21 protein-coding genes are annotated in these 21,789 nt (G+C 66.1%); 11 read left to right on the top strand and 10 right to left on the bottom strand.

Annotated elements, in window-relative coordinates:
• Nucleotides 1-7: 7 nt before the first annotated feature.
• The 3 genes from G6N43_RS06180 to G6N43_RS06170 are packed head-to-tail and all read left to right on the top strand — an operon-like array spanning nt 8 to nt 3,629.
• Nucleotides 8-1,105 (top strand): acyl-CoA dehydrogenase family protein, encoded by a 1,098-nt coding sequence (locus G6N43_RS06180; protein ID WP_083156648.1) that lies wholly within the window; start codon nt 8-10, stop codon nt 1,103-1,105.
• On the top strand, nt 1,102-2,640 hold the full coding sequence (gene fadD17, locus G6N43_RS06175) for a long-chain-fatty-acid--CoA ligase FadD17 (protein ID WP_083156649.1): 1,539 nt from the start codon (nt 1,102-1,104) through the stop codon (nt 2,638-2,640). Before G6N43_RS06180 ends, fadD17 begins: the two co-directional genes overlap by 4 nt.
• Complete coding sequence (locus G6N43_RS06170; protein ID WP_083156651.1) at nt 2,634-3,629, top strand: NAD-dependent epimerase/dehydratase family protein; 996 nt, start codon at nt 2,634-2,636, stop codon at nt 3,627-3,629. The genes fadD17 and G6N43_RS06170 overlap by 7 nt, the downstream gene beginning before the upstream one ends.
• 82 nt (nt 3,630-3,711) lie before the next feature.
• Here G6N43_RS06170 and G6N43_RS06165 read toward each other — a convergent pair whose 3' ends face one another.
• The 3 genes from G6N43_RS06165 to G6N43_RS06155 form a co-directional block, all read right to left on the bottom strand.
• A complete protein-coding gene (locus G6N43_RS06165; RefSeq protein WP_083156653.1) occupies nt 3,712-4,182 on the bottom strand; it encodes a GreA/GreB family elongation factor in 471 nt (156 codons plus the stop codon).
• Between the two features lie 97 nt (nt 4,183-4,279).
• On the bottom strand, nt 4,280-5,545 hold the full coding sequence (locus tag G6N43_RS06160) for an NAD(P)/FAD-dependent oxidoreductase (RefSeq protein ID WP_083156654.1): 1,266 nt from the start codon (nt 5,543-5,545) through the stop codon (nt 4,280-4,282).
• Nucleotides 5,546-5,668: 123 nt separating this feature from the next.
• Nucleotides 5,669-7,195, bottom strand: coding sequence for a PucR family transcriptional regulator (locus G6N43_RS06155; protein ID WP_083156656.1), 1,527 nt, complete (start codon nt 7,193-7,195; stop codon nt 5,669-5,671).
• 146 nt (nt 7,196-7,341) lie between these two features.
• On the opposite strand from G6N43_RS06155, the gene G6N43_RS06150 reads away from it, so the two are divergent.
• Nucleotides 7,342-8,058 carry an envelope biogenesis lipoprotein LpqN gene (locus G6N43_RS06150; protein WP_083156658.1) on the top strand — a complete coding sequence of 239 codons (717 nt, stop codon included), beginning with the start codon at nt 7,342-7,344 and terminating at the stop codon, nt 8,056-8,058.
• On the opposite strand, the gene G6N43_RS06145 is transcribed toward G6N43_RS06150, so the two are convergent.
• Entirely contained in the window at nt 8,059-9,180 is a 1,122-nt protein-coding gene (locus G6N43_RS06145) for an NAD(P)H-dependent flavin oxidoreductase (RefSeq protein WP_083156660.1), read from the bottom strand.
• Entirely contained in the window at nt 9,180-10,841 is a 1,662-nt protein-coding gene (locus G6N43_RS06140) for a medium/long-chain-fatty-acid--CoA/3-oxocholest-4-en-26-oate--CoA ligase (protein ID WP_083156662.1), read from the bottom strand. The genes G6N43_RS06145 and G6N43_RS06140 overlap by 1 nt, the downstream gene beginning before the upstream one ends.
• A 71-nt stretch (nt 10,842-10,912) precedes the next feature.
• Here G6N43_RS06140 and G6N43_RS06135 point away from each other — a divergent pair, with 71 nt between their 5' ends.
• A complete protein-coding gene (locus tag G6N43_RS06135; protein ID WP_083156663.1) occupies nt 10,913-11,722 on the top strand; it encodes a crotonase/enoyl-CoA hydratase family protein in 810 nt (269 codons plus the stop codon).
• A gap of 97 nt (nt 11,723-11,819) precedes the next feature.
• Here the strand turns inward: G6N43_RS06135 and G6N43_RS06130 are convergent, their stop codons facing one another.
• From G6N43_RS06130 to G6N43_RS06120, 3 genes are read right to left on the bottom strand one after another with little or no spacing between them, the layout of a single operon-like run.
• Nucleotides 11,820-13,025 (bottom strand): cytochrome P450, encoded by a 1,206-nt coding sequence (locus G6N43_RS06130; RefSeq protein ID WP_083156664.1) that lies wholly within the window; start codon nt 13,023-13,025, stop codon nt 11,820-11,822.
• A gap of 1 nt (nt 13,026) precedes the next feature.
• The gene (locus G6N43_RS06125) at nt 13,027-13,746 is read right to left on the bottom strand and encodes an acetoacetate decarboxylase family protein (protein WP_083156666.1); all 720 of its coding nucleotides are present in this window, start codon (nt 13,744-13,746) and stop codon (nt 13,027-13,029) included.
• 55 nt (nt 13,747-13,801) lie between these two features.
• Entirely contained in the window at nt 13,802-14,833 is a 1,032-nt protein-coding gene (locus G6N43_RS06120; protein ID WP_083156667.1) for an LLM class F420-dependent oxidoreductase, read from the bottom strand.
• 58 nt (nt 14,834-14,891) lie between these two features.
• On the opposite strand from G6N43_RS06120, the gene G6N43_RS06115 reads away from it, so the two are divergent.
• The 5 genes from G6N43_RS06115 to G6N43_RS06095 are packed head-to-tail and all read left to right on the top strand — an operon-like array spanning nt 14,892 to nt 19,445.
• Entirely contained in the window at nt 14,892-15,884 is a 993-nt protein-coding gene (locus tag G6N43_RS06115; protein WP_083156669.1) for a Zn-ribbon domain-containing OB-fold protein, read from the top strand.
• Nucleotides 15,885-15,896: 12 nt separating this feature from the next.
• Nucleotides 15,897-16,961, top strand: a complete 1,065-nt coding sequence (locus G6N43_RS06110) for a thiolase family protein (protein ID WP_083156671.1) — start codon at nt 15,897-15,899, stop codon at nt 16,959-16,961.
• Nucleotides 16,961-18,142 (top strand): thiolase family protein, encoded by a 1,182-nt coding sequence (locus tag G6N43_RS06105; protein ID WP_083156672.1) that lies wholly within the window; start codon nt 16,961-16,963, stop codon nt 18,140-18,142. The genes G6N43_RS06110 and G6N43_RS06105 overlap by 1 nt, the downstream gene beginning before the upstream one ends.
• On the top strand, nt 18,139-19,026 hold the full coding sequence (locus G6N43_RS06100; protein ID WP_179967976.1) for a TIGR03619 family F420-dependent LLM class oxidoreductase: 888 nt from the start codon (nt 18,139-18,141) through the stop codon (nt 19,024-19,026). Before G6N43_RS06105 ends, G6N43_RS06100 begins: the two co-directional genes overlap by 4 nt.
• 2 nt (nt 19,027-19,028) lie before the next feature.
• A complete protein-coding gene (locus tag G6N43_RS06095; protein ID WP_083156721.1) occupies nt 19,029-19,445 on the top strand; it encodes a nuclear transport factor 2 family protein in 417 nt (138 codons plus the stop codon).
• Here the strand turns inward: G6N43_RS06095 and G6N43_RS06090 are convergent.
• Entirely contained in the window at nt 19,442-20,422 is a 981-nt protein-coding gene (locus G6N43_RS06090) for an MOSC domain-containing protein (RefSeq protein ID WP_179967975.1), read from the bottom strand. The genes G6N43_RS06095 and G6N43_RS06090 overlap by 4 nt on opposite strands.
• A 131-nt stretch (nt 20,423-20,553) precedes the next feature.
• Between G6N43_RS06090 and G6N43_RS06085 the strand changes: the two genes are divergently transcribed.
• The gene (locus tag G6N43_RS06085; protein ID WP_179967974.1) at nt 20,554-21,174 is read left to right on the top strand and encodes a hypothetical protein; all 621 of its coding nucleotides are present in this window, start codon (nt 20,554-20,556) and stop codon (nt 21,172-21,174) included.
• A gap of 2 nt (nt 21,175-21,176) precedes the next feature.
• Here the strand turns inward: G6N43_RS06085 and G6N43_RS06080 are convergent, their stop codons facing one another.
• Complete coding sequence (locus tag G6N43_RS06080; protein ID WP_083156723.1) at nt 21,177-21,710, bottom strand: gamma carbonic anhydrase family protein; 534 nt, start codon at nt 21,708-21,710, stop codon at nt 21,177-21,179.
• Nucleotides 21,711-21,789: the final 79 nt, after the last annotated feature.

The following is a 21,789-nucleotide window of genomic DNA, read 5'->3' as shown; positions in this document are numbered from 1 at the left end:
AACGACAATGGATTTCAAGACGACGGAAGCGGCGGAGGACCTCGGCGGGTTGGCCCGCACCATCGCCGAATCGGTGAGCACCCCCGAACGTCAGCGTGAGCTCGACGGGCTCGAAGAACGTTTCGATGGCGCGTTGTGGGGCAAACTGATCGAAGCCGACATCCTGTCCACCGCAGCGCCGGAGGCCCTGGGCGGCGGCGGATTCGGGGTGCTGGAACAGGTCGCAGTGCTGGTGGCGCTCGGCAGGCAGCTGGCCGCCGTGCCGTATCTGGAGTCGGCCGTGCTCGCCGCTGGTGCACTGGCCAAGTTCGGCTCGCAGGCGCTGCAGCAGGAGTGGGCGGTGCCCGCGATCAACGGCTCGAAGATCCTCACCGCCGCGCTGGACGGCGAGATGGGCGAGGGCCCGGTGCAGGCCAGTGCGAACGGCGATGGATTCCGGCTGACCGGGACACGCACCCAGGTCAGCTACGGCCCGATCGCCGATGCGTTCCTGGTCCCCGCCGAAACCGATTCGGGTACGAAGGTTTTCGTGGTCGCCACATCGGATTCCGGTGTGACCGTCGAATCGCTGGACACCACCGGGCATGGCAGCGTCGGCCGCCTCGCACTGCAGGGCGTCGAACTGGGCTCCGACCGCATCGTCGGCGGTGCCGAGGTGGTGGACTGGTTGACCACGCACGGCACGCTGGGACGCAGCGCATTTCAGCTCGGCGTACTGGAGCGGGCGCTCGAGCTGACCGCCGAATACGCCCGTGAGCGTGAGCAGTTCGACCGGCCGATCGGCAGCTTCCAGGCGGTCTCGTCCCGGCTCGCCGACGGCTATATCGACGTCAAGGCGCTGCGGTTGACGGTGACGCAGGCGGCGTGGCGTCTGTCCGAGGATCTGCCTGCCGATATCGACGTCAACACCGCGGCGTTCTGGGCGGCCGAGGCCGGCCATCGGGTCGCTCACACCACGGTGCACGTGCACGGCGGCGTCGGGATCGATACCGATCACCCGGTGCATCGGTACTTCCTGGCGGCCAAGCAGACCGAGTTCGCGGTCGGCGGTGCCACCGGGCAACTGCTGCATATAGGCCGCGAGCTGGCCGAAACCCCGGCTTGAATCCCGCGACCGGAAGCGAGCTGCCCACCGTCACCTCGCTGATCGCACCTCTGGTCGACGTCGACGACCGCGGGGTCTACTTCGAGGACACCTTCATCCCGTGGCGTGAGCACATCCGGCACGGCGCGGCGGTGGCGGCTGCGCTGCTGGCCCGCATGGACCCCGGCCGGCCGCAGCATGTCGGTGTGCTGCTGCAGAACACCCCGTTCTTCTCGTCGGTCTTGGTGGCTGCGGGGTTGACGGGCATCGTGCCCGTCGGGCTGAACCCCGTCCGCCGGGGAGCCGCACTGCAGCGCGACATCGAACACGCCGATTGCCAACTGGTGCTGGCGGATTCGGCCTCGGCGGCCGTCGTCGGGGATATCGACCACATCGACGTCGACTCCCCCGAGTGGGCGGCCGAGGTTGCGGCGTTCGCCGACGAACCCGTCGTCGCCTACGATGCCGACCCCGGCGATCTGTTCATGTTGATCTACACGTCGGGCACCAGCGGCGACCCCAAGGCCGTCAAGTGTAGCCAGGGCAAGGTGGCCATCGCGGGAGTGATGATGACGGAGCGCTTCAACCTTGGACCCAGCGACGTCTGCTATGTGTCCATGCCGCTGTTCCATTCCAACGCGGTGCTCGTGGGCTGGTCGGTGGCCTTCGCGTCGCGAAGCTCACTTGCGTTGCGGCGCAAGTTCTCCGCCTCCGAGTTCCTCCCGGATGTCCGTAAGTTCGGCGCGACCTACGCCAACTATGTCGGTAAGCCGTTGTCGTACGTGCTGGCCACCCCGGAACAACCCGACGACGCCGACAACCCGCTGCGTGCGGTCTACGGCAATGAGGGTGCACCGGCCGATGTCGAGCGATTCGCCAAGCGGTTCGGCACCGTGGTGACGGACGGCTTCGGGTCGACCGAGGGCGGAATCGCGATCGCGCGCACACCGGATACGCCTCCGGGATCGCTCGGACCGCTGCCTCCCGGCACCGAGATCCTCGATGTCGAAACCGGCGAACCCTGCCCTCCCGGTGTGACCGGCGAGCTCGTGAACACCTCTGACGCAGGACGTTTCGAGGGTTACTACAACGACCCCGACGCCGACGCCGAGCGTATGCGCGGCGGGGTCTACCACAGCGGCGATCTGGCCTACCGCGATGAGAACGGTTACGCGTATTTCGCAGGCCGACTCGGCGACTGGATGCGCGTCGACGGCGAGAACCTCGGCTCCGCCCCGATCGAGCGCGTGCTGCTGCGCCATCCCGACGTCGTCGAGGTGGCGGTGTACGGGATACCGGCGCCCGACGTCGGCGATCAGGTGATGGCGGCCGTCGTGCTCAGCGAGGGGGCGTCGTTCGACCCCGAGCAGTTTCGCTCCTTCCTCGCCGAACAGCCCGACCTCGGTCCCAAGCAGTGGCCGTCGTTCGTGCGGGTCGGTACCTCGTTGCCACGCACCGAGACCTTCAAGGTGATCAAACGTCGGCTACAGGCCGAACGGACCGACTGCGACGATCCGGTGTATCCGATCGAGCGGCGCGAGGCGCGATCATGTTGATCGGAGTCACCGGGGGCACCGGTTACCTCGGCGCACACTCCGTGCGCGCCCTGCTCGCTCGCGGCGACAGGGTGCGCCTACTGGTGGCGCCCGATGCGGCGAACGCGCCCGTGCTGCGACAGTTCTCCGAGATCGGCGACATCGAGACGGTGGTGGGCGACATCCGCGACGGCGTTGTCGTCGGCTCCCTGCTCGACGGATGTGATGCGTTGCTGCACGCAGCCGGGGTGGTGGGGACCGACAAGCGTCGCGCCGCGCTGATGTGGGAGATCAATGCGCACGCAACCGAGTCGATCCTGACGCGAGCGGTGGCAGCCGGACTCGATCCGGTGGTGTCGGTCAGCAGTTACAGCGCGCTGTTCCCGCCGCCGGACGGCGTGATCGGGCCAGACACTCCCACCGCCCCCGGACGAAGCCCGTACGCCAAGACGAAGGGTTACGCCGACCGGGTGGCACGACGCCTGCAGGGCGAGGGCGCACCGGTCGTCGTCACCTATCCCTCCAGCGTCGTCGGCCCGGCCTTTCACACCGAACCCGGTGTGACCGAACGCGGCTGGGCACCCATCGTGCGCTGGGGCGTGGCACCGCGGATGCGCGGCGGTATGCAGATGATCGATGTGCGCGACGTCGCCGACGTCCACGCAGCCGTCTTCACGCCGGGACAGGGACCGCGACGCTATGTGTGCGGCGGAGTCCTGATCGCCTTCGACGACATGATCACCGCCCTCGAACGCGGCTCGGGACGGAGGATCACCCGAATCCCACTGAACCAACGCGTATTTCGTGGGATGAGCAGAGTCGGCGACGTGCTGTCCGGCGTCATCGCGATGGGAGATGGCTTGAGCTACGAGGCGGCGCTACTGCTGACCGCAGCGACACCGACCGACGATTCGGCCACGCTGCGGGATCTGGGTCTCACATGGCGTTCACCGACCGACGCCATCGTCGCGTCGTTTCCCACCAGGGATGACGGCAATCCCGGGGTGTAACGCATCCCCAGAACCGCGCCCCCGTCGGATTCCCACCGTTCCAACGCGATAGGCAGCAACACGCGTTCGTCGTTGCCCCTGGTCATGCCGTCACCTCGGTGTTGTGCAGGCCGTAGGGGACCGCTGCCAGCATCGTGACGGAAAGCTCAGCGCCACTTGGCAGTTTGAAAGTGCGCCGTTCGCCAGGCCGCGCGCCGAGAATGGCCTCACCGAGCGGCGACTGGACGGAGTAGACCTCGATATCGCCCTGTTCAGCACCGCGCACACCGAGGAGGAATGATTCGGTGTCCCCGGTGTCGTCGTAGCGAACGGTCACGACCATGCCCGGTTCGGCGATCCCGTCGTTGGGCGGGTCCTCGCCGACAACGGCGTACACGAGTAGGTCATGAATCTGTTGCATACGCGCCTGGCGGGCGCGTTGAATCGCGGTCGCGTTCTCGCTGGTATCCCCATCTGCGGCGGCGGTCACGCACAGTCGGCGCAGCGTCGCCAACTCCTGCTGCAGATTTTCATAGGCTTCTGCGGAAATCCAAACGCGTTGTGCAGTAGTCATATTCGTTCCTTTCGGATAGGGGTCGTCGTCAGGGGCGGGCTGCGGTTGTGCGCCGCCCCTGACGACTCGCGTTGCCCGTGACGGGCGAGACTCTGGGTCAGGTGACAGCGCGCCGCAGCGGATCGAATGGTTGCAGCGCTTCGGGTTGCTTGCCGGTCGTGATCTGTTCGGTGAGCAGTCGGCCGGTGATAGGCCCCTGCGCAAGACCCCACATGCCGTGCCCCCCTGCGACGTACACGTTGCGGGACATCTCACCGATCAACGGCAGGCCGTCGGGAGTGATCGGACGCGGACCGACCCAGATGTCGCTGCGCTCGGCCCACCGCACCGCTTCCAGCAGCGGACTCGCAGAGGCGACGATCGCACCCACACGTTCGGCCATCACCGGTTCATGGGGATGGCGGAACTCCATCGTGCCCGCGACCCTCAGGGCACCGTGGTGGGGAGTGCACGCCACCCGCACATCCGGCAGGTAAATCGGCCCGGGTAGGGGCCGGTCCACGGGCACGGTGAACGAGTAGCCGCGCCCCGCCGCCACCGGTACGCGCAGTCGGGAGCCCGCCAGGCGTGACAACCAGGCGCCCGTCGCGATCACCGCCGCGTCCGCGACCAGCGGCTCACCGCTGTGCAGCACCACCCTTGCCCCGTTGCCGGAACTGAAGACTCCGCGCACCTCCTGCTTGAGGATGGCCGCCCCGCGCTGTCGAACTGCGCTTCCGAGAGCTGTGACGAAACGTCCTGGGTCGACGTAGCGCTGACCGTTGATGTTGATCGCCGCGGTGATCTGTGGCGATGCCAGAGGCACCTGCTCGCGCAACGCCTCACCGGACAGTCCCGTGACGAACAAGGACTGACCGGCGCGTTGGATCGCGCGAAGTTCGGCCATCATCTTTTCCGCGTGGTGCGTCGAACGAAACAGCGCGGTGATCGGAGCATCGGTCACGGGTGCGTCCACCCCGTTCGCGATCAGCACGTCGAACGCTTCGATGCATTCCTCGTTGAGCGGTACGTTGGCGCGTACCGCCCGCTGCCACGTCGACGGGCGGCAGTTGGCGGCGAACTGCAGCAGGAACTGCCATCGCGAACTGTCCGCGGCCAACGGGATGTGCAGCGGGGCGGTCCGGTCGAGCAGCGAGCGCAGACCGTACCGAAGCAGCTTCGGTGAGTTCAGCGGCATCGTCAGTGCGGGTGCGATCCAGCCGGCGTTGCCCCAGGAAGCTCCCGCGGCCACGCCGGTGCGGTCGACGACTGTGACGTCGACCCCCCTCTCCTGCAGGAACCATGCCGTCGACAATCCGACGATGCCCGCGCCGACCACGACCGCCGACCGCGGACCGCCGTCGAAACGCTCCCCGCCGACCATTGCCTACCTCCACCCTGTCGAATGACTCAACGACTCCACGGTGGCCCAGCCCGTCACCGAAGTGGTTGCCGCAACGGGACAACCACCAGAGCTGCCGTTGTCGCGGATCGACAAAGGGGCTGGTCAGGCGCTTTCGGTGGCGGCGAGTTCGATCATCATTGCCAAACGCTTACCGGCGTCACTCAGCTGTAGGTCGGTGATCTCACCCATCTTGCGCAGTCGGTACCTCACGGTGTTCTCGTGCACCCCAAGACGGTTGCCCGCATCGGCAGGATCCCCCAGCGCCTCCAGCCAGGCCCTCAATGTCGCCACATAGTCGGTGCCGTGTTCGGCGTCGTGGCGTCGCAGCTCCGCCACCGGCCCCCGATCCGGGGTCCGGCCAGAGCTTGCCGCGGTCCGAAGGCGCTGCAAAAGAATCTCGTCCCACGACTCGTCGTACGCAGGTGGAAGAGCATTGGAAGGCTTGGCCTCGTGTAGCGCGAGACACTCGTCGGCCTCTTGTCGCGCCGCGGGCAGATCGGTCGCTGTAGCCGCCTTGCTGATGCCGGCCAATACGGTGAACCGATCGGGCAGCGACGCCTGCAAACCCCCGACCCAGCTCCGAGCCGCGGCCACCTCCTCGCCGGGCAACAGCGTGTAAACCGTGTTGCCGGAGAGCGCACTTCGGCCGGGACGCGACCACCCGAATCCGGTGGTTGCCCGCTCGAACGCCAGTAGCAGACCCGCGTCGCGATCCGCGTCGATGAATGCCTGCACCGCGATGACTCGCATCAAATCCTGCGGCAGGCCGAGCCTGCTGGCAGACGCCGCCGCATCAGGGCTTCCGTTCAACAACCGGAGCACCAAGTCGGACTCGACCTGACGCTCCAAGTCCGCACTGGCACGGGACCGCAACAGATGCAGGGCGACCGTGCGCGCACCGTCCGCCAACGCAGTCCGTTCCGGTTCCTTCAGCGGCTTTTCACACGCCACCCACACCGACCCCATGAGTTCTCGCCCCGACCGCACCGCGACAACCATGCGGCCCGACATTCCGTGCTGGGCGTCCGGATCGACGAAGAGTGGCTCGTCAGAAGTCGCGAGGTACGCGAAAACCCCTCGGTTCTCGAAGAATTCGCGCAGGCTCTCCGGTGATTGCCTGTTCATGATGGTCGCGACTCGCGCCGGGTCGGCGTTCTGCTGCATGCTGGAATAAGCAAGGACCCGTGACAACGGGTCCTCGATGGTCACCGCGCCTCGTGTCGCCTCGGCCAGGCTGTCGGCGAGTGCGAACAGATCGGTTGGGCCGCGGCCGGATTCGGTTTCACGACCTTCGAGCACCAATCCAAAGACGACAGCGCTGAGCTCACTCCAGGACACCGTGTCATCGACGACCATCACCGCAATACCCTCGGCGATCCCGGCGAAGGTGGTGTCGGCATCGGAGTCACGCAGGAGTACGACGACCGCGTGCGCCGATGCCGCCCACCGCAGGGCTTCGTCGACAGAACGCGCGCCGACGGCCAGGAGTACGTCGCCGATCACCGTGCGGCCCCCCGCCACCTCGTGCATCACGACACTGCCGAGTTCTTTGGAGCGCGGTATCGGGCAGAAGCGCAGTTGGACACCATAGCCCCCGAGCACGTTCACCAATCGGTCTAACGTGACCACACGCGTCTCCTCAGGCGAATCGTGGTGCCGTCGACGCCATGTCGGCGGTGTGCAGAAATCAGATTGAGTAAATCTACTCGCCCTTGACAGGGCGCTTTTTGGACTACGCTTCGCAGCACTACGTGCCCGACGACAGGAGTTGACTGATGAGGCGCACCGCGATCACGGGAGTGGCCACCCTGGCCGCCGCTTTAGCACTCGTGCTGTCGGGCTGCGGCTCGGACACCAAAACCGAACCGAGCAAGTCCGAATCGGAGACGACGACCACCACGACGACGAGCGTGAAGGCCGCGCCCAAGACGACGGCCAAGGTGGCGCCGCGCGATGAGGATGCCGCAGGCCCGAATCCCACGATCGCCAGCTACATCGTCGACAACAAAATCCAGGAGACTCAGGTCAAACAGGGCGATCCCGGCGCACCGATCATCGACCTGCCGATCCCCGAAGGCTGGGAGCCGGCCGGTGAGGACACTCCGGACTGGGCGTACGGGGCCATCGTCTACACCGGACCCGAGGCCGCCGAGTACTCGCCGAGCATCGTTGCCCTGCTGTCGAAGCTGACCGGAAACGTCGACCCCCAGGCCATCATCGATCTGGCTCCCGGCGAACTGCAGAACCTGCCGGGCTGGGAGGCATCGAACGAAGGTGAGACGAGCACCCTGGGCGACTACCCGGCCTACCAACTCGGTGGCACCTGGAAGTCGGAGGGCCTGACCAAGATCGTCGCCCAGAAGACCGTCGTGATCCCCGGCGCCGACGGCCTCTATGTGCTGCAGCTCAACGCCGACGGCCTGGAGGACCAGGGCGAGATCGTCGGCGCGGCGACGAACGTCATCGACGAACAGACGAAGATCGGATTCTGACTAGCTGTCGCGGATGTCGTCGAGCCGCCTAGTAGCTTCTTCGAAACCGGCGACGAGTTCGGCGATGATGTCGGCGGCGGGTCGGATCTCGTTCATCCGGCCGACGATCTGGCCGACCGGCATCGCGACGGTATCGGGATTGTCGGACTCGTTCATCCGCTGATGGGCTTCGCTGACGAGGATGTTCTGCAGCGGCATCGGCAGCGGCTCAGGCGCATCCGGCGCATCCCACGCATCGGTCCACCGCGACTTCAGTAGCCGCGCGGGCTTACCCGTATAGATCCGGCGACGCACCGTATCGCTTGAGTTGGCGCGCAGCAGCGCCTCCTGGATCGTCGAGATACCGGACGGCTTACGGTGGCCGAGGTCGTATTCGGCCGACGTCAGAAACGCGGAACCCATCCACACGCCCTGTGCCCCGAGTGCGAGCGCGGCGGCCATCTGACGCCCGGTGCCGATACCGCCGGCAGCCAGTACCGGTGCCTTACCATCAAGTGCATCAACGATTTCCGGCCACAGCACCATGGAGCCGATCTCTCCGGTGTGGCCACCCGCCTCGTGGCCCTGCGCTACGACGATGTCCACGCCGTTGTCGACGTGGCGTTGCGCATGCTTCGCGCTGCCCGCCAGGGCCGCCACCGGAACACCCGCAGCGTGCACCTGGTCGATGACGTCCTTCGGCGGTGAGCCGAGCGCGTTGGCGATCAACTTGATCGGATGCTTCAGCGCCACCTCGACGTGCGAGCGGGCCACCGAGTGCAGCCAGCCGAGGACGCCGGTGTTGCGCTCCTCATCCTCGGGCAGCGGCGGAACACCCAGATCGGCAAGGGTTTTGGCGACGAAGTCGCGGTGCCCCTGCGGGATCAGCTTGTCGATGTCGCTGACGGTGCCCTCCTGCGGCACCTTCGCGGGCATCACGACGTCGACGCCGTACGGTTTGCCGTCGGTGTTCTCGTCCATCCAGCACAGCACGCGCTCGAGGTCATCGGCGTCGTTGAACCGCACGCAGCCGAGCACACCGAGTCCGCCGGCCTTGCTGACCGCGGCGGCGACCTTCTCCGACGGCGTGAAGACGAATATCGGATAGTCGATGCCGAAGCGGTCACACAGATCCGTGCGCATTATCTGGACGACCCCACATGGTTGACGTGCACTTCGTCGGCGGGTCGCTCCTCGGTGATGTCCTTGGCCCACCGGTAGTCGGGCTTGCCCGCCGGAGTCCGGTGAATCTCGTCGACCCACCAGATCTTGCGCGGCACTTTGTATCCCGCGATCTCCTGGCGCACGAACGCGTCGAGTTCGGCGAACGTCGGGTTGGTGCCCGGCCTACGGTGTACGACGGCGGCGACGCAGTTGCCGAAGCGCTCGTCGGGGACACCGACGACCAACGCGTCGAACACGTCCGGATGGCCCTTGAGAGCGGCCTCCACCTCTTCTGGGTAGATCTTCTCGCCGCCGCTGTTGATCGACTGCGAACCGCGGCCGAGCATCGTCACGCTGCCGTCGGCCTCGACCTCCGCATAGTCGCCGGGAATCGCGTAGCGGATGCCGTTGAAGGTCTTGAACGTCTCGGCGGTCTTCTTCTCGTCCTTGTAATAGCCGATCGGGATGTTGCCCTTCTTAGCGATCATCCCGCGCACTCCGGAGCCCGGCTTCACCTCGTTGCCGTCCTCGTCGAGCACGACCGTGCGGTGGTCGATCGTCACCCGCGGTCCGCCCGTGTGCGACTGCCCCTTCGCCACGATGCTCGTGCCGCCGAAGCCCGTCTCCGACGAGCCGATCGAGTCGGTGATCACTCGGTTGGGCAGCAGTTCGAGGAACTTCTCCTTGATGCTCGTGGAGAACAGTGCGGCGGTGCTTGCCAATAGGAACAGGCTCGAGAGATCGGGCTCCCTACCGGCGTCGTGCAGCCTGGTCAGCGCATCGAGCAGCGGGCGCGCCATCGCATCGCCGGTGAAGAACAGCAGGTTCACCTTGTGCTTCTCGATCGTCTGCCACACCTCGTCGGCGTCGAATTCCGGTGCCAGCACGGTTGTTTGGCCCGAGAAGATCGACATCCAGGTCGCCGACTGCGTGGCGCCGTGGATCATCGGCGGGATCGGGTAGCGGACCATCGGCGGATTCTCCGCGGCGGTCTTGGCCAGGTCGTACTCGTCCTTGACGAACTCGCCCGTCGCAAAGTCGGTGCCGCCGAACAACACCCGGTAGATGTCCTCGTGACGCCACATGACGCCCTTGGGGAATCCGGTGGTACCGCCGGTGTAGAGCAGGTAGATGTCGTCTGGGCTGCGCTCGCCGAAATCGCGCTGGGGTGAACCCTGTTCGAGTGCGGCGTAGAACTCGACGCCGCCGTAGCGCTGATAGTCCCCATCTTCTGGGTCGCTGCCGTCTTCCACCGACAGGATGGTCTTGACGTTCGGCGTCTCGGGCAGCACGTTGGCGACCCGGTCGGCGTAGCGGCGCTCATGCACCAACGCGACCATGTCGGAGTTGTCGAAGAGGTACTTCAGCTCGCCCTCGACGTAGCGGAAGTTGACGTTTACCAGGATGGCGCCCGCCTTCACGATGCCCAGCATCGCGATCACGATCTCGATGCGGTTTCGGCAGTACAGCCCGACCTTGTCGTCCTTCTTGACGCCCTGGTCGAGGAGGTAGTGCGCCAGGCGGTTCGCCTTCTCCTCGAGCTGTGCGTAGGTGAGCTGCTCGTCGCCGCAGATGAGGGCGACACGGTCTGGCACGGCGTCGATGGCGTGCTCGGCAAGATCAGCGATGTTCAAGGCCACGAGACCTAAACTAGAACGTGTTACATTTCGAGACAAGTCTGTGGCATCGACGCTGGAAGGCGGACTAGTTCGTGAGCGACGAAGAAAAACCGGCAAAAGGGCCTGACGCCCTCATTGAGCAGCGCGGACACACCCTGATCCTGACGCTGAACCGGCCGGAAGCGCGCAACGCGCTGTCCACCGAGATGCTCTCGCTCATGGTCGAGGCATGGGACCGCGTCGACAACGATCCCGAGATCCGCTCCTGCATCCTGACCGGCGCGGGCGGCTACTTCTGCGCAGGGATGGACCTCAAGGCGGCGACAGCCAAGCCGCCGGGCGACTCCTTCAAGGACGGCAGCTACGACCCGTCCCGTATCGACGCGTTGCTCAAGGGTCGCAGGCTCACCAAGCCGTTGATCGCCGCCGTCGAGGGCCCGGCCATCGCCGGTGGCACCGAGATCCTGCAGGGCACCGACATCCGCATCGCGGGCGAGAGCGCCAAGTTCGGGGTCTCGGAGGCGAAGTGGAGCCTGTACCCGATGGGCGGCTCGGCGGTTCGCCTCGTGCGCCAGATCCCCTACACCCTCGCATGCGACATCCTGCTGACCGGACGTCACTTGACCGCCGCCGAGGCCAAGGAGATGGGACTCATCGGCTATGTCGTGCCGGACGGCACGGCGCTGGAGAAAGCGTTGGAGATCGCCGAGGTGATCAACAACAACGGACCACTTGCGGTGCAGGCCATCCTGAAGACGATCCGCGAAACCGAGGGCCTGCACGAGAACGAAGCCTTCAAGATCGACACGAAGATCGGTATCGAGGTGTTCCTGTCCGACGACGCCAAGGAAGGTCCGCTGGCGTTCAAGGAGAAGCGCGCGCCGAACTTCAAGATGAAGTAGCCGCATTCCCCCATTCCCCCCGCGAGCAGACGCGAAAACCCGCTATTTGGGCTGATTTTGGGGGGTTTGGCGTCTGCTCGCGCTAGCTCAGCACGGGCTAGCGCAGGACGGGCTTGGTCGGCGTGAACTTCACCGGCATCCGCTCCAACCCCGAGACGAAGTTCGCAGGCCGAAGTGGAAGCTCCTCGGCGGAGGCCAGCCGCAGGTCCGGTAGCCGCTGCAGCAGCTTCGTCTGCATGATCGACAGCTCGAGTCGAGCGAGTTGGTTGCCCAGACAGAAGTGGGTGCCGAAGCCGAACGCGAGATGGTTGTTCGGATACCGGTCGATGTTGAACTCATCGGGGTTCTCGAACACCTTCTCGTCGAAGTTGGCCGACTCGAAGAGCAGGATGATCTTCTCGCCCTCTTTGAGGGAGGCGCCGTGAAACTCGATGTCGCGGGTGAGGGTTCGCGCCATGTTCTTCACCGGCGCCGTCCACCGCAGCATCTCTTCGATCGCATTCGGCAACAGGTCGAGGTCGTTGATCAGCCGCTGGTGCGCCTCCGGGTGGAGCAGCAGCTGCCGGGTTCCGCCCGACAGCGTGTGACGCGTCGTCTCGTCGCCGCCGATCAACAGCAGCAGCACCTCGGTGACGATCTGGTGGTCCTCGAGCTTGGACCCCTCGACCTCGGCGTGCACCAGGACGCTGACCAGATCGTCGGTCGGCTCCTTCTTGCGGGCCTCGATCATGCCCATCATGTAATTGCTGTAGGTCGCGAACGCATCCATCGTGACCTGGATGTCCGCTTCGTCCGCGGTGCTGCTCAACGAGCTGACGAGGTCGTCGGACCACTTGAGGAACATCTCGCGCTCTTCCGGACGCACACCGAGCATGTCGCCGATGACCGCCATCGGCAACGGCGCAGCGAGGTCCCAGACGAAATCGCACTCGCCGCGCTCGCACACCGCGTCGATCAGCGTGTCGCACAGCGTATTGATGGACGGCTCAAGGTCTTTGACCCGTCTGCGGGTGAAACCTGAGTTGACGAGCTTGCGCCGCAACAGATGCTGCGGGTCGTCCATCTCGATCATCATCTCCACGCCCGGCTGGTCGGGCCGGATACCGCCTGCGTTGGAGAAGATCTCGGGCTGACGCTCGGCCTCGATCACCGCCTGATACGTCGCGGCGGCGGCCAAATCGTTTCGGTCCCGGAAGACCGGCTCGTGCTCACGCATCCACTTGTAGACCGACCGAGAGTCGCCGGCGTAGAACGCGCCATCGGTCAGATCGACATCCGGCTTCGTCGATGTTGGGGCTGCCATGTCACACCTCCTGCGCGTCTGCGAACGACATCTCCACGTTGCCAGCCGAACTGGAGACCAGCGCACGTTTCGGAAAACCCAGCGACGCGAGTTCTTTCGCGTACGGATGCCCGCCCAGTCGGACGGTTGCACCACCCGGGCGGTAGCGCACGTCGGTCATCGACATCTCGCCGAGGGTCTGACGGCGGACACCATCGCGGTACGAGTAGGTGGGGTGCGCTTGTGGCCGGGACGTGAAGGCCGATGGCACCCGCAGGCCGGGCTTGAAGTCCATGCCGACGGCGAACTGTCCGTCGATGGTGACGTCGAACGAATAGGTGTTACCGTCGCGAATCGTGAAATCCGCCATCACCTTCGGGTAACCCCAGATCGTGCACCCCGCCTCGAGGGTGAACGGCTGGTCCACGGGTAGGTGGTGGACGAACGCCCCGGCGGACTGCAGCGCGCGCAACCCCTTCGCGTCCGACCCCGGCGGGTTGACCATCACATTGGTCCCGTACTCGTAGTACTCGCCGAGATCGGTGTCGATGTAGCGCATCAGCATCAGCACGACGATCGCGCGGTTCGGCCGGTACCGGCACACGTTCAGACCGCTGTAGTCGATCATCGCCTGAGCCGCGTCGGCATCGACGGAGAACATCGCCATGTGCTGGGTCGCCTTGCGGACCCGTACCGGCATGGTGAGCACCGTGCCGGCGATCGTGTACTGCGAAGCAGTCATCGGGTCAATCTAGAACGCGGACTAGACAACTAGCAAGGAAGTGTCTACCCGAATTTCACACCAGCGCAGCGAGATCCCGGATCTGTTCGACGGAGCGCGCGCCGACGACCATCATGGTCACGCCCGCGGCCTCCCACGCCTTGATCTGTTCCTGCACGTAGCCGAGGTCCCCCACGATCGCGGAGTCGTCGACCAGCTCGTCGGGAATGATCTTGGCCGCCTCGTCCTTGCGGTCGCTGCGGAACAGCTTGGTGACGTCGTCGACGACCTCGGCGTAGCCCATTCGGCGGTAGACGTCGGCGTGGAAGTTGGTGTCCTCGGCGCCCATCCCGCCCATGTACAGCGCCAGGTGCGGCTTCATCAGCTCCATGACCGCAGGACGGTCGTCGGTGACGACCACCTGGGCCGTCGCGCAGATCTCGAAGGTCTCCCGGGTGTTCCGCGCGCCGGGGCGCGCGAAACCCTCGTCCAGCCATTCGTTGTACATGCCCGCGATCCGCGGCGAGTAGAAGATGGGCAGCCAGCCGTCGCAGATCTCAGCGGCCAGCGCGACGTTCTTCGGACCTTCTGCGCCCAGCATCACCGGGATATCGGCCCGCAACGGGTGGGTGATCGGCTTGAGGTTCTTGCCCAGCCCCGTCGTGCCCTTACCGGTCAACGGCAGCGGGTAGTGCGGGCCGTCGCTGTGCACGGGAGCCTCGCGGGCCCACACCTGACGCAGGATGTCGATGTACTCGCGGGTGCGGGCCAGCGGCTTCGGGAACTTCTGCCCGTACCAACCCTCGACCACCTGCGGTCCGGACACCCCCAGCCCGAGGATGTGCCTGCCGCCGGAGAGGTGATCGAGCGTCAGCGCGGCCATCGCGCATGCGGTCGGCGTCCTGGCCGACAGCTGGACGACCGAGGTGCCCAGCCGCATCCTCGTGGTTTCCCGCCCCCACCAGGCCAGCGGCGTGAAGGCGTCGGAGCCCCACGCCTCGGCCGTGAACACGGTGTCGAACCCGGCCTCCTCGGCCGCGGCGACCAATTCTGCGTCGTTGGTGGGCGGCTTGGCGCCCCAATATCCCAGCTGAAGTCCCAGCTTCATTAGATCGCCTTCCGACCCGTGGTTGAAACCATTCTTAGAACCTGTTCTACTCGATGCCGTGACCACCAGCCAAAGCAGCCCGGTGCAGATCGATCAGCATGAGCCGCCACTTTCGGCACCGTTGAAACTTTCATTCGACTACACCCGTTCAGTCGGTCCACTCCTGTCCCAGTTCTTCACTGCGCTGCGCGACCGACGCATCGTCGGCGTGCGTGGTTCGGACGGTCGGGTGCTGGTGCCCCCTGCCGAGTACGACCCGGTCACCTATGCGGAATTGACCGAGATCGTACCGGTGAGCAGCGTCGGAACGGTCGTGTCCTGGACGTGGCAGCCGGAGCCACTCGAAGGCCAGCCGCTGGACCGTCCGTTCGCGTGGGCATTGGTGAAGCTCGACGGGGCCGACACGCCCATGCTTCATGCCGTCGACGCCGGCTCCGCCGACCAGATCAGCACCGGCGCCCGCGTGCATGCGCACTGGGTCGACGAACCCGTCGGCGCAATCACCGATATCGCCTACTTCGCGCTCGGTGACCAGGCCGAGAACGCTCCGGACGTGACCGATGACCGGGACCCGGTGACGATGGTCGTCGTTCCCACGGCGATCGAAATCCAGCACAGCGCATCGCTTCCCGAGAGCGCGTTCCTGCGTGCCCTCGAGGAGGGCAAGCTGCTCGGTGCCCGCACCGGCGACGACGGCAAGGTCTATTTCCCTGCGCGCGAGGCTGATCCAGCGACGGGTAAGCAGCTGGACCAGTTCGTCGAACTTCCCGACAAGGGCACGGTGACGACGTTCGCGATCATCAACATCCCCTTTGCCGGGCAGCGCATCAAGCCGCCCTACGTCGCGGCCTACGTGCTGCTCGACGGCGCGGACATCCCGTTCTTGCATCTGGTCACCGAGATCGATCCTGCCGACGTCCGGATGGGCATGCGGGTCCAAGCGGTGTGGAAGCCGCGCGAAGAGTGGGGCCTCGGCATCGACAACATCGACTACTTCCGGCCGACGGGTGAACCCGATGCGGACTACGACTCCTACAAGCACCACCTGTAAAGGGCTCTATTGATGACTAGCTCAAGAGATGTAGCAGTGGTGGGCTTCGCGCACGCACCCCACGTCCGCCGCACCGAAGGCACCACCAACGGCGTCGAAATGCTGATGCCGTGCTTCCACCAGCTCTACGAAGAACTCGGCCTCAAGCAGACCGACATCGGATTCTGGTGCTCGGGCTCGTCGGATTACCTTGCCGGCAGGGCCTTCTCGTTCATCTCAGCGATCGATTCGATCGGCGCAGTGCCGCCGATCAACGAGTCGCACGTCGAGATGGACGCGGCGTGGGCGCTCTACGAGGCTTACATCAAACTGCTCACCGGCCAGGTCGAGACCGCGCTGGTCTACGGCTTCGGCAAGTCTTCGGCGGGCAACCTTCGCCGGGTGCTCGCGCTGCAGACCGACCCCTACACCGTCGCGCCGCTGTGGCCGGATTCGGTGTCGATGGCGGGCCTGCAGGCGCGGCTCGGTCTGGACGCCGGCAAGTGGACCGCCGAGCAGATGGCTCAGGTCGCACTCGACGCGTTCGCCGCGGCAGGGCGCACCGATTCGGAGAAACCGGCCAAGAGCATCGACGAACTACTCGAGCGACCGTTCTTCGCCGACCCGCTTCGGCGCCATGACATCGCGCCGATCACCGACGGCGCGTCGGCGATCGTGCTCGCCGCGGGCGACAGGGCTCGCGAGTTGCGGGAGAACCCCGCCTGGATCACCGGCATCGAGCACCGCATCGAAACCCCCGTACTCGGTGCGCGTGACCTGACGACCTCACCCTCGACGGCGGCGTCTGCGCAGGCGGCGACGGGCGGCGACGCCGCCTCGATCGAAGTGGCCGAGATCCATGCCCCGTTCAGCCACCAGCAGTTGATCCTCGCCGAGGCGATCGGGCTGCCGTCGACGACGACGGTCAATCCGTCCGGCGGCGCGCTGTCAGCCAACCCGATGTTCTCGGCCGGCCTCGAACGGATCGGCTTCGCCGCCCGGCACATCTTCGACGGGTCGGCGCAGCGCGTGCTCGCCCACGCGACCAGCGGCCCTGTGCTGCAACAGAATCTCGTCGCAGTCCTGGAGGGGAAGTAGTGGCCAAGCAACTCGCAGCGGTGCTGGGCACCGGGCAGACGAAGTACGTCGCCAAGCGCAAGGACGTGTCGATGAACGGCTTGGTGCGCGAAGCCATCGACAGGGCGCTTCAGGACTCCGGTTCGACGTTCGCCGACATCGACGCCGTGGTGGTGGGCAAGGCACCCGACTTCTTCGAAGGCGTGATGATGCCGGAGTTGTTCATGGCCGACGCCACGGGCGCGACGAACAAGCCGCTTATCCGCGTGCACACCGCCGGCTCGGTGGGCGGGTCCACCGCGATCGTCGCGGCCAGCCTGGTGCAATCGGGCAAGTACAAGCGCGTGCTGACGATGGCCTGGGAGAAGCAGTCGGAGTCGAACGCCATGTGGGCGTTGAGCATTCCGGTGCCGTTCACCAAACCGGTCGGAGCCGGGGCGGGTGGCTACTTCGCCCCGCACGTGCGCGCATACATCCGCCGCTCGGGCGCCCCGAGCCACATCGGCGCGATGGTGGCGGTGAAGGACCGGCGCAACGGCGCCAAGAACCCGCTGGCGCATCTACACCAGCCCGACATCACCGTCGAGAAGGTGTTGGAATCACCGATGCTGTGGGATCCGATCCGCTACGACGAGACCTGCCCGTCGTCGGATGGCGCAGCGGCGATGGTGATCGGCGACGAGGCGGCCGCCGATGCCCGGGTTGCCGACGGTCACCCCGTGGCATGGATCCACGCCACCTCGCTGCGCACCGAACCCCTGGCGTATGCGGGCCGTGACCAGGTCAACCCGCAGGCCAGCCGCGACGCCGCCGCCGCGCTGTGGAAGGACGCCGGGATCAAGAGCCCGATCGACGAGATCGACGCGGCCGAGGTGTACGTGCCGTTCTCCTGGTACGAGCCGATGTGGTTGGAAAGCCTCGGCTTCGCGCCCGAGGGTGAGGGCTGGAAGCTCACCGAGGCAGGCGAAACCGAGATCACCGGCCGGATTCCGTTCAACGCATCCGGCGGCGTGCTCTCGTCGAATCCGATCGGCGCTTCGGGCATGATCCGGTTCGCAGAGTCAGCGATCCAGGTGATGGGCAAGGCGGGCGACCACCAGGTGAAGGGTGCCCGCAAGGCGCTCGGTCACGCGTACGGCGGTGGTGCACAGTACTTCTCGATGTGGGTGGTCAGTTCCGATAAGCCGGCGGCCGAGCAATGACTCGCATGAAGTACACCGTCAGCGTGGCGATGAGCCCGCTCGACCAGCTCATCGAGATCGCCAAGACCGCAGAGGAGCTCGGTTTCGACAACATCGCGCTGCCCGACTCGATCTTCTACATGGAGAAGCAGTCGGAGGCCTACCCATACACCGCCGACGGTTCACGGATGTGGGATGAGAACACCCCGTGGGTCGACCCACTGATCCTCGCGGGTGCGATGGGCGCGGTGACGTCGAAGCTTCGGTTCTACACCAACGTGATGAAGCTCGGTTCACGCAATCCGCTGCTGCTGGCCCGTCAGGTCGGCTCGGTGGCGAACCTGACCAATAACCGGTTCGGCTTCGGTGTCGGAATCGGCTGGGCGCCGGAGGAATTCGAGTGGTGCGGGGTGCCCTTCGCGAAGCGCGGTAAGCGCGTGGACGAGATGATCGACGTGATCAAGCTGGTGCTCGGCGGCGGCATGGTCGAGTTCCACGGCGAGTTCTACGACTTCGACAGGTTGCAGATGAGTCCCGCGCCGTCGGAGCCGGTGCCGTTCTACGTCGGCGGCCACACCGACGTCGCGCTGAAGCGGGCCGTGCGGATCGGCGACGGCTGGACGAGCGCGATGATGACCTGCGACCAACTGGCCGAGACCATCGGAAAGCTCAAGAAGATGCTGGCGGAGGCCGGCCGCGGCGACGACCCGTTCGAGTACCAGGCCGTCTGCATCGACAAGTTCGGCGTCGACGGGCACCGCGACCTCGTGGCGGCCGGTGTCACCGACTGGATCGGGATGCCGTGGGTGTTCGAAGGACTCGGATTCGACGCGCCGGTGGAGCAGAAGAAGGACGCGCTCAAGCGTTTCGCCGAGACGTACATCCACTCGGGATGGCAGGACTGACCATGTCGGTCACCAACCCGCAGGCACCGGTTCACCTGGCGGGCAAGCGCTCGCGGGAGGCGGCGATCGCCCACGACAAGGAAGCGTGGCTGGCCAACTTCGCCGACGACGCCATCGTCGAGGATCCGATCGGACCGTCGCACTTCGACCCCGAAGGCAAGGGCCACCGCGGTAAGGAGGCGATCGCCAAGTTCTACGACATGGCGATCGCACCGAGCGAGTTGACCTTCAACTTCGAGAAGACCTATCAGTGCGGCAACGAGGAGGCCAACGTCGGCCACATCGTGATCAGGGCGGCCGGCTACGAGGTCAAGGCCGAGGGTGTGTTCACCTATCGCGTGAACGACGAGGGCAAGATCGTTGCGCTGCGGGCATTCTGGGAGCTCGACAAGGCCACCGCGAGCGCACGCAAGATCTAGCGTCCGAGCCGTTCCATCGCAGACGTCGCGACACCGAAGGCGAATCGCTTGGCGCGACGGGCCGCGTCGGTGAGCCCGCGATGCCCACTCTCCTGCAGCATCGCCTGGTCGCCGACACGTACCGCCCCGTCGGACTTCACCCAGCAGTAGCTGCCCAGGCAGCGGCCCGCCCGGCCGGCGACGGCCTTGGTGATGCGACGGTCGACGTCCAAACCGGGCTGGGCGCGACTCGGCACCACACAGCGGATCGTCGGCATCGTCACCTCGAGCACGACCCCGCCGATGCAGAGCTGCCCGCCGGTCCACTGCGACTCGGGCAGGCCGTCGTTCGAATCGTCGAGCGCCAGCAGGATATTGGGACGAAAGCGGCGGACATCGACGTCGTCGCCGCCCAGTTCGGCGCCGATGGTGTCCAGGCTCGTCTGGGTCATGACGTGGACCGGAGCCAGGTCGACGAACATGCCCGGTGGGGTCGAGTACCGGGACAGTGTCGCGAGATCGGTGACCCGGAACATCGACATGTCCGGGAACTTCTCGTCGTCGGTGACGCCGAAGTCCTTGCGCAGGGCCGCGATCGACATGTTCTCGCGCTCGTCGCGACTCAGCTTGTGCAGGCTGGTGTCCTCGGCGGGCGGCAGTGACGTGAGCCGCATCTCGCGGCCCGCGAGCTCGGACAGCTTGGCGTGCACTCCGGGGTCACTGCTGGACAGGACGGTGCCGTCGGGAAAGGTGATCGCGACCTCGGGCGCGTTACCCGGCCCGGCATCTGCGGGCACGCCATCGACGTAGCGTGCGGTCGCACCCAGCAGGGCAGGCACTCGCCGCGCCGTCGAGGTGACGTCGCGCTCCACGTCGCGCACTGCCCAGAGGCGGTCGCCGCGCACACCGCGCCCGCCGATGTCGGCGATCTCGATGCGCTCGCCGCCCAGCGACTTGACCGGATATCGCCACAGCTGCGCGACCTGCCCGATCGTCATCCCGCCACCGTACCGCGGCCCGCGCCGGCCAGGTCGGTACCGTCGGTGTTGACCTGAACCTCATCCAGCACAGCCACGAAACGAAAACGATCGCAATGTCTGACCATCGCCAACACACACGTTTGAAGTCGATGTCGGCCGCCGCGGTCGCGGCGTTGATGTGCGTCGCCGTCGCCGGCTGTCAGCAGACCGGCAACCAGCCGCAGCCGGCCACGGGATTTCCGAGTCTGCCCGCGTCGACGACCTCAGCACAGGCCGCTCCGACCACCACCAAGGACGCTGACGACGACGGCAAGGACGTCGACTACAGCCGTCTGCTGCTTCAGCCCGGCGACCTCAGCGACGCCGAGGACACCTTCGCGGTGCGCTCGACGTCCGCCAACCCGGGCGGGCTGCCCGGAGCGAGTGCCCTGTTCGTCAACGAGGAGGACACCCGCGCCATCATCGACACCGTGGTGATCTATCCCGATGCCGCGACGGCGTCCACCACACTGCGCCAGGCCTTGCCCAATATCGACAAGGCGGTCGTCGGCGCAACGCCGACCCCGGCTCCGGTCGGTACGGACGGCACCATGGCAGTCGGCACGTCCCCGGACGGCTCGAAGTCCGCGACGCTGCTGCTGTTCACGCTGGGACCCGCCTTGGTGCGGCTGGAGTTCCAGAGTGCGCTCGGCGACGCGACGACCGACGATTTCGTCGTCAAGATCGGCAAGATGCAGGAGATCGCGTTACGGACCGGCCTGCCCCAGTAGCGTCAGCTTTCCTCGACGGGCTGCAGGCCGGCGAGGTAGCGCCGCGCCAGGTCCTGATAGGCCCCGGGGTTGCTGTCCACCCACATCTGAGCGCCCGTGCCTGCGACGGGTCCTCGAACCTTGGCGGGTGCACCGGTCACCACCACCTCATCGGGGATCTTGGTGCCGCCGATGACCAGTGAATGGGCGGCGATGAGGCTGCGCGCGCCGATGACTGCGCCGTCGAGGACGGTGCAGTGGTTGGCCAGCACCGCCTGGGCGCCGATGTGTACGCCGTGTACGACGCACCCGTGGGCGATGGTGGCGCCGGGACCGACGTCGACGGGGATGCCTGGCGGGGCGTGCAGGACGCAGCAGTCCTGCACGTTGGCGCCCTCTCGGACCACGATCGGCGCGTAGTCACCTCGCAGCACAGCGTTGAACCAGACCGACGCACCCGCCTCGACGTGCACGTCACCGACCAGGGTCGCGGTCGGGGCGATGAAAGCACTGGGGTCGACGACCGGTGATCGACCCTCGAAGGAGTACAGCGGCATCATCTAGATATACCGCAGTTCGTGATCGGCGCTTACGCGAAGAGGCAGGTAGATGCGTTTAGATTGCGCCCTGCCCGGG

It is taken from the genome of Mycolicibacterium moriokaense (assembly GCF_010726085.1).
Lineage (GTDB): Bacteria > Actinomycetota > Actinomycetes > Mycobacteriales > Mycobacteriaceae > Mycobacterium > Mycobacterium moriokaense.
The sequence above is the reverse complement of the archived record's forward strand: the minus strand, read 5'-3'. Positions and strand labels throughout refer to the sequence as shown.

Excerpts from the sequence above, each read along its gene's own strand:
- G6N43_RS06180 (WP_083156648.1), top strand. The coding sequence starts at position 8 with ATGGATTTCAAGACGACGGAAGCGGCGGAGGACCTCGGCGGGTTGGCC.
- G6N43_RS06170 (WP_083156651.1), top strand. The coding sequence starts at position 2,634 with ATGTTGATCGGAGTCACCGGGGGCACCGGTTACCTCGGCGCACACTCC.
- G6N43_RS06165 (WP_083156653.1), bottom strand. The coding sequence starts at position 4,182 with ATGACTACTGCACAACGCGTTTGGATTTCCGCAGAAGCCTATGAAAAT.
- G6N43_RS06160 (WP_083156654.1), bottom strand. The coding sequence starts at position 5,545 with ATGGTCGGCGGGGAGCGTTTCGACGGCGGTCCGCGGTCGGCGGTCGTG.
- G6N43_RS06150 (WP_083156658.1), top strand. The coding sequence starts at position 7,342 with ATGAGGCGCACCGCGATCACGGGAGTGGCCACCCTGGCCGCCGCTTTA.
- G6N43_RS06145 (WP_083156660.1), bottom strand. The coding sequence starts at position 9,180 with ATGCGCACGGATCTGTGTGACCGCTTCGGCATCGACTATCCGATATTC.
- G6N43_RS06130 (WP_083156664.1), bottom strand. The coding sequence starts at position 13,025 with ATGGCAGCCCCAACATCGACGAAGCCGGATGTCGATCTGACCGATGGC.
- G6N43_RS06125 (WP_083156666.1), bottom strand. The coding sequence starts at position 13,746 with ATGACTGCTTCGCAGTACACGATCGCCGGCACGGTGCTCACCATGCCG.
- G6N43_RS06120 (WP_083156667.1), bottom strand. The coding sequence starts at position 14,833 with ATGAAGCTGGGACTTCAGCTGGGATATTGGGGCGCCAAGCCGCCCACC.
- G6N43_RS06110 (WP_083156671.1), top strand. The coding sequence starts at position 15,897 with ATGACTAGCTCAAGAGATGTAGCAGTGGTGGGCTTCGCGCACGCACCC.
- G6N43_RS06100 (WP_179967976.1), top strand. The coding sequence starts at position 18,139 with ATGACTCGCATGAAGTACACCGTCAGCGTGGCGATGAGCCCGCTCGAC.
- G6N43_RS06095 (WP_083156721.1), top strand. The coding sequence starts at position 19,029 with ATGTCGGTCACCAACCCGCAGGCACCGGTTCACCTGGCGGGCAAGCGC.
- G6N43_RS06090 (WP_179967975.1), bottom strand. The coding sequence starts at position 20,422 with ATGACGATCGGGCAGGTCGCGCAGCTGTGGCGATATCCGGTCAAGTCG.
- G6N43_RS06085 (WP_179967974.1), top strand. The coding sequence starts at position 20,554 with ATGTCGGCCGCCGCGGTCGCGGCGTTGATGTGCGTCGCCGTCGCCGGC.
- G6N43_RS06080 (WP_083156723.1), bottom strand. The coding sequence starts at position 21,710 with ATGCCGCTGTACTCCTTCGAGGGTCGATCACCGGTCGTCGACCCCAGT.